Raw genomic sequence first — 10957 nt, 5'->3', positions numbered from 1 at the left:
AACAGAAGGTCATGCCAAAAAGCGTCATTGACGATATCGATCGCAAGTTGTTGGCGGCGCTTCAGTCGGATGCTCACGCGACAACAGAAGACCTCGGCGAGATCGCCGGTCTGTCTCCATCACCTTGCGCGCGTCGGGTGCGGATGCTGGAGAAATCTGGCGTGATCAAAGCGTATGTAGCAATCGTCGACCAGGTGAAGGTTGGATTACCCGTCAGCGCGTTTGCGTCCGTCAAGCTGGAACGACAACGGGAAGAAGAGCTGGATCGATTTTCAAATGCTGTCCTGCGCTGGCCGGAAGTCGTGGAGTGCTATCTGATGACTGGCAAGATGGACTTCCTGCTGCGCGTCGTCGTCAAAGACTTGGAGGCTTATGAAACATTCCTGAAGCAGAAGCTCACTAGACTCGATGGCGTGGCATCAATCGAGTCGAGTTTTGCCCTTGGTCAAGTGAAACATGCTCATGGACTGCCAATCGACGCTTAGGTCACCAATATACTTGGCGCCCTACTGGCCTGCCCTTAAGCAGGTTCGAGACGGATTTCAACTAAGAAAACCCGGTTTTTCGGTCAGTTGAGGGCCCGCACAACGGTAGTCCAGACCAACAAAATACCACCAATGTTTCTGTGGGATTGGCTCGGTCCGCCTACGGTCAATGCCATCGCACCTGTCTCGGACGCGCTGCTGAATGCTGCAGCGATTTGGGCGTAGGCATTGTAGGCGCACGAAGCCTGTCGGCGCCGCAGCTATGTGGCGGGAAGGTTTCATCATCGGTGAGTAACGAAGGCCCTAGCCGGGACCGGAGCTGCTTCGTTCGTCAGGCGCCGAACGGCTGCGAGGCGGTGCCTTTTGCGAGAGCTCGATCCAGACCGGCGCGTGATCGCTGCTCTTTTCCCAGCCGCGCACCTCGACGTCGACTTGCGCGTCGATCAGCCGCTTCTTGAGCGACGGGCTCAGCAGAAGGTGGTCGATGCGCAGGCCTGCGTTGCGGCCGAAGGCGTTGCGGAAATAGTCCCAAAACGTGTAGATCTTCTCACCGGGATGACGCGCGCGCAGCGCGTCGGTCCAGCCTTGTTTGAGCAGCGTCGCATAGGCGGCGCGCGCCTCGGGCGCGAACAGAGCATCGTCCAGCCAGCGCTCGGGCTTGTAGACATCGAGTTCGGTCGGCATGACGTTGAAATCGCCTGCCAGCACCACTAGCTGTTTGGACCCGACGAGTTCGGCTGCGTGGTCGATGAGCCGATCGAACCAACGCAGCTTGTAGTCGAATTTCAGGCCGGGCCTCGGATTGCCATTCGGAAGATAAAGGCATCCGATAAGGATGCCGTTGACTGCTGCTTCGATGTAGCGGCTATGGCTGTCGTCGGGGTCGCCCGGAAGGCCGCGCCGCGTTTCGTGGATTTTGCCGACGCGGCTCAGGATCGCGACGCCGTTCCAGCTTTTCTGGCCATGCCAGACCACGTCATAGCCGAGGTCGCGGATCGGCCGTTCCGGGAACTTCTCCTCGGGCGCCTTGAGTTCCTGGAGGCAGGCAATGTCCGGCGCTGCCTCTTCCAGCCAGCGCAGCAGCACCGGCAGGCGCCCGTTGACGCCGTTGACGTTGTAGGTCGCGATCCTCATGGCTTCACAGGTCCGGCAGGAACTGATCGGCCCGGCCCCATCCCGCGAGGGCCTTCGATGCGGCGCGCTTCTTCAACTCGGGCGCATCACCGACATGGAAATGAGAGGGCGCATCGATTGTCTTCATCTCCGCCCAGGTGACAGGTGCTGCGACCGGGGCGCCCGGCCGCGATCTGGCGCTATAAGGCATGATTGCCGTTGCGCCGCGCTGGTTGCGAAGATAGTCGACGAAGATCCGTCCCTTGCGTTTGGCCTTCGACAAAACGGCCGTGAAGTGGGCAGGGTCGCTCTGCGCGACCGCCTGAGCAAGCCGGGAGGCGAAGGCCTTCACCTCAGGCCATTCAGCTCGCGGCGTAAGCGGCGCGATCACATGCACGCCCTTGCCGCCCGTTAGCATCGGGAAAGTGGTCAATCCAAGGGATTTCAGTATACCCCGGAACTGGAATGCGGCAGCGCGAACCGCCTCGAAATTCAGTCCCTCGTCGGGGTCGAGGTCAAACACAAGGCGGTCGGCCTTCTCGACGTCTTCGATGCGCGCTCCCCATCCATGGAACTCGATCGTTCCCATCTGGACACAGGTCACAAGCCCCTCGGCGTCGTCGACGTAAAGGTAGGGCTCCTCATGGCCGTCCTTTTCGGTGATCCCGACGTGATGGACCTTGTCGCCGAAGCTGCCAGCGTCGTGCTTTTGGAAAAAACATTTCTTGGCGCGGCCCTGCGGGCAGCGGACCAGGCTGATTGGTCTGCTGCCCGCCCAGGGAAGCATGATCGCAGCAACATCGGCGTAATGATCGGCAAGCTGTCCCTTGGTGATGTTGGATTCGGGGTAGATTACGCGGCCGCGATTGCTGATCGCGACCGCGCTTGTCGCCGGCGGCGGCAGCGTCGCTGTGCGGTGTTCCGTCTCGAGCACAACCGCTTCGGGCTTCTTGTCCTCACGCAAGCCGAGATAGCTTGGATGGCGCAGTGTTCCTTCATTGGTCATCTCGGTGAAGGCGATCTCGGCGACAAGGTTGGGACGCAGCCAGTGCGCGCGGCGAACCTCCGCGCGCGGTGCTTCGACGGTGGCGGCCTTCTGCTCGAGCGGCGCCATGGTCTTCATCAGCCGGGCCATCCCGGCGGTATCGAAGCCGGTCCCGACCTTGCCGGCATAGCGCAGCTTTCCGCCGTCATGGACCCCAAGGATCAGCGATCGAAACGCGCGATCCTTGTCTGACGGCGTCCAGCCTACGAGCACGAATTCCTGACGTTTGATGCACTTGATCTTCAGCCAGCTTCCGTCGCGGGCGCCGACATAGCCCGAATCCGCCAGCTTCGAGATAACCCCCTCAAGGCCGGCGTCGCAGAAGCGGTTCAGCAATTCTTCCCCCCGACCCTGGATATGATCGGAGTAGCGAAGGATGGGGCTCTTCGCCGGCAGAATTGCCTCCAGTTTCTCCTTGCGCTCCAGCAGCGGCAGCCTCGTCAGGTCTTCCCCGTCGAGTTGGAGCAGGTCGAAGGCATAAAAATCGATGCTCGCGGGAGCGCCCTTCAACGCGTTCTGCAGCGCCTGGAAACTGGATCGTCCCTCGGCGTCCGTGACGACGGCCTCTCCGTCGATGAGGGCAGAGCGAACCTTGAGCTTGCGCGCCTCCGCCAAAATGGACGGAAAGCGGCCGGACCAGTCCAGGCCGGAGCGCGTATAGGCGCGCGCCTCGCCGCCGCCCACGGCGACAAGAATACGGTAGCCATCGTATTTCATCTCGTGGATCCAGCGATCGCCAGGGGGAACCGTGTCCACCAGTTTTGCAAGCTGGACCGGCCGGAACGCGGGTGGCGCAAGTTTGGCTGCCCCGCGCGAGGCTGGCTTCGCAGGGGGAGCTGAAGATCCTTTGATTGTGGGCCGACGCAAAGCTGACTTGCTCACTTGACTTGACCCTGTTCAGACCGAACTATGCAATGCGTCATTGCGAACACGCAGCCTATTTCTTCAGTTTCTCCGCGGCGGCATTGAGCTTATCGCGGTCGTTGCCGATCCGCTTGACCAGGGCTTCGGCCTGCTCTCTGCTGATACCGTGCTTGCGGCCGAAATAATTGACCTCATAGCCTTCACCCCCGGAGACCTGCCGACGGTCTGCGGCGCCTCGCTTCGATTTGTTGTCCGCCATTATCGTCTCCCCTGTTCCATAGCAGCGCCGTCACGACGTTCGACCTGTAACGCTTTGGTAAGACTTGCGATCCTGAGCCGGACAAGAAATTAGACGTTTCACCTGAAATCCCGCGTCTTGACCTTGAGGTTGTCGATGTGGAGGTCGGGTATGTAGATGTCGCGGCTGCGCAGCCCCTTGGGCGGCAGCTCGCGCGGATCGGGTCCCGAGCCGCCATTGCGCACCTGGTCGTCACGGGCGTGCGGCAGGGGAAAGCTGCCCTCGCGTTCGCCGATGCTGGCGAGCTCGGCTGAAAGATCGCTAATCTTCCGAGCCACGAGGTGGACCACTTCGCCCTCACGCTGGATGCGGCCGCTTACCGCGATCATGCCCGCCGACAGAACCGTGCGCCGGTGCTGCTCGAACACTTGCGGCCAGACGACGAGGTTCGCGATGCCAGTCTCGTCCTCAAGGGTGATGAACATCACGCCCTTGGCCGAGCCCGGGCGCTGCCGGACGAGTACTATGCCTGCCGCTTCCAGCCAGCGCCCGTCGCGCGCCTCCATCGCCTCGGCGCTTGAAACGATGCGGCGGCGGCGAAGATCTTCGCGCAGGAAAGGCCGTGTCGCCGCCCTTGAGCTGAAGCAACTCGGTCGATTGCGGCGCGCGGCAAAGTTCCCGGAACCTGCTATGTAAGCAGCAACTTTGCGGCCAGGATCAAGCTGACCTCGTATACATCACGCCCGCTCTCGTCGCGAACCCGCACGACGAACTCATTGCGGTCTGCTAGCAGCGGATGTTCTACTGCGAGTTCAGGCAGAACGCGCTTCGCTTCCTCCCGCATCTCGGGCAAGGACATTTCGAGGCCCTGATCATCGGGGATGATCTGACCATTCTCAATCGTGTCGAAAAAATATCGTGGCATACTCCAGCCCCAACTTGCGTCTCCAAGGTTTGTTCCCGGGCGGTTAAGCTTGCGGGACAGGGTCAAAGTTCTGGCCCATTGCCAAATGATTTCCTCTTCTAGGGCAAGTACTCCTCGATTGCGCTCTGGGCACACCGTCATCTGCTATTATCGGTTGCCTCACAGATGAAACATTCAATTCAGCTAAAACCTCCCTGAACTGACTCGAGCCTCGCTCTGTGATTGTGAAGAGAAGCTACTTCGTGAACAGTCCCGAGGCAAAAAGGGACGGGGCGAATGTGTCACTGGCGACAGCGTTGTAGGCATCGCTTCCGATTCGAATTCATCCCTTTTTATAGTCGCGGCAATAGCGATTGGTGCGTCTCAGCCCGCAGGGATAGAGGCGCCACCTCGCGCAGAGTGACGGGCTTTATATCGCCTAGCTTGTTTCGGTCGCGCCTGTCAGGCTCTCTGAATGCCCAACCACATGCCGCTCACGCCTCGCAATTCTTACGCTGAGCCAGGACGCATAGCCGCGCAACCAACAATCGGCATCGGCATGCCGAAACGTGAGGCAGTTTGGCCATCAGCTAGGTGATCGCGGCTTTGAGCTTAGCCAAATGTGCAGTGGCGAGGTTAAGGAGCGCCGTTGCCGTTTCCTCTGCTGACCACCCCTGCGCGATCGAAGAGGCTACCAAAGCCGCGAAGGCGGTCTCTATTGCAACTTCGCAGTTCACTTCCCTGTCGGGGCTTCCCTCAGGCAGTATGGGAGCGGCAACCGGTGCGGTTTCGGACATGCAAAATGAATCGCCGAAAATGGAAAAGGTTCCAGTTTGGAAAGCTGCATGGAAGCTGATATTCCCTTGCCGATTAATGGCACTCCAACCGTTCGTACCTTGCCGAGACAATCGCTAGAGATAATGGCAATTGGTCAGCCCGATCGCCCAGTTGTGGACCCCACGAAAGCTGGTGAATGCGAGTCCGGTTCGGAACTTTTCGAGATGTGAGGATCCGGATGGTGCGACAAGGCTCTTTAGCCGGATCTAGCCTAAGTGACCAGACTCGAAAGTGGAACAGCCGGGAATACCAGGTACTCGGCCAACTGTTATGGCATGTGGTCACAACAGGCATACAAAAAGAGGGCTTCAGACAGAAGGGTTGGGTCCATCTACGCTTTAGGCTAACGTCCTAGGCCGTCCCGCGACGCAAGCATGACCCGGCTGCCAGATCAGGATCAAGAAAGCCGGGTCAAAGCTTGGCGATCAATAATCGCTGTCGTCCTGCTGGATGACCACCGGGCGGTGATGCTGACGGTGCATCGAGCCCGTGACGACAACGGTGTCGGGCCGACGATGGTGGCGATGCCAGGCACGCTTACCGTTGTCGTAAAAGGCCACTTGGCCGTGGTGACGGTGATGAAGGCGACCGCCGTCCTCATTATAAACCACTGTGCCATGATGCTGATGGCGATGATGGGTCGTGATCACGACATCGGCCTCGGACGCCGACGCGACAGCCGGAGCGGCGATAGAGAGCGCAAGCGCGCCGAAAAGCAGAATCTTCATTACAAAATTCCCAATCAATCTGAACATCCCTTCGGAGCACAAACCCTTGGGGCGGATAATAGTTCCGAATGCAGCGGCGACGCCGGGAAAACGCGAATACTTAAGCGGCCAAGTCGACCCGCGCGAACTTTGTCGCGCTGGTGGGACCGATCTTCACGAGGGGCCCGCGATGGTGCTCGGAACCTCTATGCCGCCATACACGAGCGATGCAGGGTTTGGGTTGAGATGCTCGCCGCGCGAACGCCTCTCTGACGGCTTTGGTGGAATTGGCCATTCAGCGTCGTAACATTCCAGCCGGCTAAAGAGTTCTGTGTCGAAGGATCGACCGATGCGAGATTTGCTCAAGAACATCGATGTCGACTTGGTGATTGAGATTGATAACTCTCTGGACGCACCTAAGCAAAGCTGTTGCAGTCTCAATGGGAGCCGCGGTGACTGCAATCCGCAAGCGATCCTCGACGAAGAAAAAATCATCGCGATTTGGAGCAGCCAATAGATCTGGAGCAGCCAATAATTGAGGGCGCTGGTGCGCGAAGCCTGGGAAGGTTGCCGAACCGATTGGCCCCCCGATTTCTCCTGCATGATTTGTCCTTCTGACCGGTGCTGAGCCAGAGTGCGTTCGGCGCATAAGGGCGGCCTTCGGTGGGGCCACCTAGGACTAAAATCCATGCCGAAACAGCAATGGTCCTGCCAGTCTCGCCCCTCGGAACTGACACCTCACGCGCTCGTTTGTCCTGCAAGACTTGGGAGGAAGCTTATGGATAGGAGTGTTGGGCAAGCGCGATGGCTGCTGGGGCCCATCTTCGCCATAGCCGTCACCTTCATGGTCATTGGAGTAGCTCTCAACTGAGAGCCCGCGTGCGAAACGCAAACGTTCATAGATTGGCGCAATCCTGTCCCTTCTTGCGCCATTAGGGGTTCGCTCACTGCTGCAAAGTGGCCGGCGAACCCTCAACCCTCATTTTGATTGGACGCTCATGCATGAGGTGGTTCCATTGTTCAGTGACAAAGAAACCCGTCTTCTTGAGGCCGCGCTCCTTCTAGCGGTGCCGCTTTCGATCGTAGGAGCAGTGCTGCTCGTCAGCCTTACGTTTGGTTGGTTGGGGTGAGGATGCAGCCTGGCATTCGATTCGGACGTCCCCCATGAGCATCGGCTTCATGCAGGCATGAACGGCGCCAGCACCTCGGGATGCGCTGCAAAGTGTGAATGTCTGTTGTCTGTTCAATCGAGAAAGAAATCTTTCTCGCCCAGCCTCATCAGTTGACCGACGGTGAATTCGCACCGGCAAAGTCGCCGCCAAGGCTGCTTCCATCCTCGTCAGCCAAGGAGAGTCTTCGTAACGAGCGCCTCTCGGCGGCACGACAACGAAAATCGATGCAGCCGGCATAGTCATAATGTTGTCCCTGCAGCCGGTTTTTAAGGGCCAGCTAAAAAAGGGAAGGGGTCAGAGGAACAATCCGAGCTCAATGCGGTTGGGCCGCTGACGGAGGAGGCTGCGCCATGAACAGCGTCATTTATCTCATCGGACTCGTAGTCGTCGTGCTTGCGATCCTCTCCTTTCTTGGTTTTCATTAGGAGGCATTATGCAGCGGAAGGATCAAAACGGCCATCAGGCGGCCGATGTCGAGACGGCCAAAAGCGACCTGTCTGACAGAGTCCGACAGGAGACACAAAGCGCGAAAGAATTGTTCCAAGACGCGCGTGACGAACTGGGTCGCAAAGCCGAAGACTATGCCTCCGAAGCAAAGGATGCCCTTTCCGGCAAGGCCGAAAAAACGCAGCGCGACATAAGCGCAAGTTTGGCGGCATTTGGTGGCGCCCTACGGGCGGCCAGCGAGCATCTGGCCAACAGCGACCAACAGAGGGCATCAAAGTATGTTCTCGACGCGGCAGGCGGGTTGGAGCGCCTCTCGTCCTCGTTGAAGGAGAAGTCGTTCGAGCAGGTTCTCGGCGAAGTGCAGTCGTTTGGCCGTGAAAACTCTGGTGCTCTCGTCGCCGGATCGGTGTTGGCTGGCTTGGCGCTCGGGCGATTCATCAAGAGCTCGTCGCCAAGCGGCTCTGGTCGGAAGGGTGACCAATCTCAAGGGGAGAATTCTGCCGATAGCAACGCCCGGCCGAAATCGAGCCCTGACAAGCCCGGCGATGACGCGAGCGTGGGGCACGACCAATGAGCAACGAACAGGATAGCCGTAGCCTTCCAACGCTTGTCAGCGATCTCGCACAGCAGGTGACGACTCTGCTGCAAACGGAAGCCAGGTTGCTGCGGGCAGAAATCTCGGAGAGCGTCAATAGAGCCGGGACCGGCGCTGTCGAGGTTCTGGGTGGTGCCCTGTGCCTGCTCGCGGCGCTAATCGTGCTGCTGCAGGCGCTCGTCATCGCCTTAGCCAGTGCCGGCCTCGGCGCGGGATGGTCCGCGCTCCTCGTCGGTGTGGTCGTGGCCGTTCTAGGCTTCGTCCTTTTGCGCAAGGGCATGGCGAGTATGGCTCCCGCCGAGTTGACCCCAGATCGGACCCAGGACCAATTGAAGCGTGACGCGCGCCTGATCAAGGAACAGATAAGATGAACGAGAAATCCGCTGCCGAACTGGAACGCGAGGCCGACATTGCGCGAGCCAACATCGTCGAAACGGCCGATTCCATTCGCAACAAGATGACCCCAGGCCAACTAATCGATGAATTTGCTGGCCTGTTCGCGGGGGGTAACGGGTCGCAGATGCTTGACAACCTAAGGGCGCAAGTGCGGGATAATCCGCTACCGCTGACGCTGGTGGGAGCCGGGCTCGCCTGGCTCATGCTTGGGCACGGCGCATCAGCGATCAGCGCCAATAATTGGAATTCAGAGCCAAGCCCCAACCGGGCTCCGTCGGGCAGTCAACTTCCCGGCGAGCCAGGCCACGGTACCGGCTTGGACACTAAGCTGTCCGAGGCGGTCAGTTCGATGACTTCGGCCGCAGGCGCAGCAGCTTCCGCTGCTGCGAGTGGCGCCAGCGACCGTTTGACCAGCATGACCGGACAGGTCAGTTCCAAGGCCGGCGACATGGCTGCGAGAGCAACCCGATCGGCGCAAGACTGGCTCCAGCACGAACCGCTGGCCTTGGCAGCTGCGGGTCTTGCTCTGGGCACCGCGATCGGTGCGATGCTGCCCCATTCCGCGCTTGAGGACGAACAATTTGGCAGCTATCGAGACAGGCTCCGGGACAGTGCTGCCGGCGCTTTGGAAGAAGGTCTCGATCAAGCCAAGCAGGTCGTAGCCGACGCCTATGACACGGTAAAGGATGAAGCAGACCTGCAACGTTCGAATGAAAATACGTTGGTCGGTCAGGTTGGCGAACTGGTTAGAGCGACCACTGACGAGACCGAGCGGGCCATTCGCGACCGGCTTTCCGACTCGGAGCCGTCTAAGGACGTGCCTGACCACGGTTGAAGCCGCGTCTTTCATATCCAGTCGTGCCCACGCCGCGATGCTGTAACGTCTCTAGCCGCAAGAGAAGGATTGGCTAGAGCGTCGGCCTGATCGCGGTCAGGTTCTGCGCCATCTAATGCTCAACAGGTTCTCTGGGAGATTGTACCGATGAAAGCACGGCCCCGATAATAGCGGTTCCGCGCGTCGCGACCGGCAACGCGAGGCCGGCGGTCTCATGACACCAGCTCCAGACAAATGGCAAATCGATTGAGAAAGGCGCTACGGTGGCGATTTGGGCTGCGACCCCAAGTGGCGGGGAAGAACGAATGGTGCTTGGCCACGACCCGCGGAGCGTATTGACAAGACAGTCGCGGAAGGCATCAACGAGTTAGACCTAAACGATGCTTAGGGTGACGCCGAGCTGTCGTGCTTTGGCCACACCGGCCGCCAATTCTCTTTGTCCCGCGACTTCGACGTTTCGTCCACGGCAACACGCTGGTAGCATTTGCAATGTGAGGGGTAACAGCCGGGTAGGGCGTCCAGAAAAAGCCGACCGAGTGATGTCGGCGTCGCGCTGCCGATCAAAAAAGGGGGAGAGAACAGGTATGGTCAAGATGAGTCGCAAAGAATTGCATATGCTGGTCTGGTTGAAGCCGATGACCAACATCGCTCGCGAAATCGGCGTTCGCGACCAGCATATTGCGCAGGCGTGCGATGCTTATGACATCGCGCGACCGCGCCCGGGTCATTGGCAACGCGTCCAGTATGGCAAGGTGGCAAACGGGACGTTACTCAGCAGTAAGAAATATCCTTTTGAGGAGATGGTCCTCATAGGTCCGGTGAACAGCAGGGATCACCGGACAAAAACTTTGCAAGCAAGTTCAATGTCGCTGCGGCAGGCCTAGCAGAGCCCGCGCTTCCCGAGACAGCTCTGCCGGCCTGGCCCGCAGAGCCATATATCGCCTGCAACGATGAAATGCTTCCATGCCGGCCTTTGGAAAGTGAATTGATCCGTCCGCTCCGAGGCGTCGAAGCAATTGCAAGGATGCGAGCGTCAAGATCTTCTAGTTGATGCGGTCGATATGTCAGGTGGAACCTCGCGCCGATTGACTGCGACCAGCATAGGCGCTCCAATTGCTCAAATGTCGCATCTGTATATAGCCGCTACATCCACTGTGGCGGCGATATGGAAATGTCGCACGCTCTGCAAAGTAGAAATGTCGCATTCGCGGTTCCAAGGGGGGCAGCAAGTTAGAAATGCGACAGTGGTGCCTGCCGGCGCCGACATAAGCGCCCGATCCGGCGTAAGCTGGCCGGGTTTGCGCAGCCCGGTCCTGCCC

10 protein-coding genes and 1 pseudogene are annotated in these 10957 nt (G+C 59.2%); 5 read left to right on the top strand and 6 right to left on the bottom strand.

The window, feature by feature from the left end; translation table 11 throughout:
• The first annotated feature begins 11 nt into the window (after positions 1-11).
• Positions 12-485 (top strand): Lrp/AsnC family transcriptional regulator, encoded by a 474-nt coding sequence (locus LB532_RS25245; RefSeq protein ID WP_140642427.1) that lies wholly within the window; start codon positions 12-14, stop codon positions 483-485.
• A 303-nt stretch (positions 486-788) separates the two neighbouring features.
• On the opposite strand, the gene xth is transcribed toward LB532_RS25245, so the two are convergent.
• The 6 genes and pseudogenes from xth to LB532_RS25215 form a co-directional block, all read right to left on the bottom strand.
• Complete coding sequence (gene xth, locus LB532_RS25240; RefSeq protein WP_140642196.1) at positions 789-1619, bottom strand: exodeoxyribonuclease III; 831 nt, start codon at positions 1617-1619, stop codon at positions 789-791.
• Between the two features lie 4 nt (positions 1620-1623).
• Positions 1624-3525: a DNA ligase D gene (gene ligD / locus LB532_RS25235; RefSeq protein ID WP_281407145.1), complete on the bottom strand. Its 1902-nt coding sequence runs from the start codon at positions 3523-3525 to the stop codon at positions 1624-1626.
• A gap of 55 nt (positions 3526-3580) precedes the next feature.
• Positions 3581-3766 (bottom strand): DUF3606 domain-containing protein, encoded by a 186-nt coding sequence (locus tag LB532_RS25230; protein WP_140642194.1) that lies wholly within the window; start codon positions 3764-3766, stop codon positions 3581-3583.
• 98 nt (positions 3767-3864) lie between these two features.
• Positions 3865-4362 (bottom strand): annotated as a pseudogene (locus tag LB532_RS25225) (OB-fold nucleic acid binding domain-containing protein); the annotation flags it as partial.
• Positions 4363-4433: 71 nt separating this feature from the next.
• Positions 4434-4811 (bottom strand): DUF6894 family protein, encoded by a 378-nt coding sequence (locus LB532_RS25220; protein ID WP_140642190.1) that lies wholly within the window; start codon positions 4809-4811, stop codon positions 4434-4436.
• Between the two features lie 1100 nt (positions 4812-5911).
• Entirely contained in the window at positions 5912-6214 is a 303-nt protein-coding gene (locus tag LB532_RS25215) for a hypothetical protein (RefSeq protein ID WP_140642186.1), read from the bottom strand.
• Positions 6215-7798: 1584 nt separating this feature from the next.
• On the opposite strand from LB532_RS25215, the gene LB532_RS25210 reads away from it, so the two are divergent.
• From LB532_RS25210 to LB532_RS25195, 4 genes are all read left to right on the top strand, one after another.
• On the top strand, positions 7799-8386 hold the full coding sequence (locus LB532_RS25210; protein WP_181169452.1) for a hypothetical protein: 588 nt from the start codon (positions 7799-7801) through the stop codon (positions 8384-8386).
• Complete coding sequence (locus tag LB532_RS25205; RefSeq protein WP_140642184.1) at positions 8383-8778, top strand: phage holin family protein; 396 nt, start codon at positions 8383-8385, stop codon at positions 8776-8778. Before LB532_RS25210 ends, LB532_RS25205 begins: the two co-directional genes overlap by 4 nt.
• Positions 8775-9638, top strand: a complete 864-nt coding sequence (locus LB532_RS25200) for a hypothetical protein (protein ID WP_140642182.1) — start codon at positions 8775-8777, stop codon at positions 9636-9638. Before LB532_RS25205 ends, LB532_RS25200 begins: the two co-directional genes overlap by 4 nt.
• Positions 9639-10222: 584 nt before the next feature.
• Complete coding sequence (locus tag LB532_RS25195) at positions 10223-10522, top strand: hypothetical protein (RefSeq protein ID WP_140642180.1); 300 nt, start codon at positions 10223-10225, stop codon at positions 10520-10522.
• The last annotated feature ends 435 nt before the right edge of the window (positions 10523-10957 follow it).

The sequence above is a fragment of the Mesorhizobium sp. ESP-6-2 genome, assembly GCF_020164675.1.
GTDB lineage: Bacteria > Pseudomonadota > Alphaproteobacteria > Rhizobiales > Rhizobiaceae > Mesorhizobium.
The sequence above is the reverse complement of the archived record's forward strand: the minus strand, read 5'-3'. Positions and strand labels throughout refer to the sequence as shown.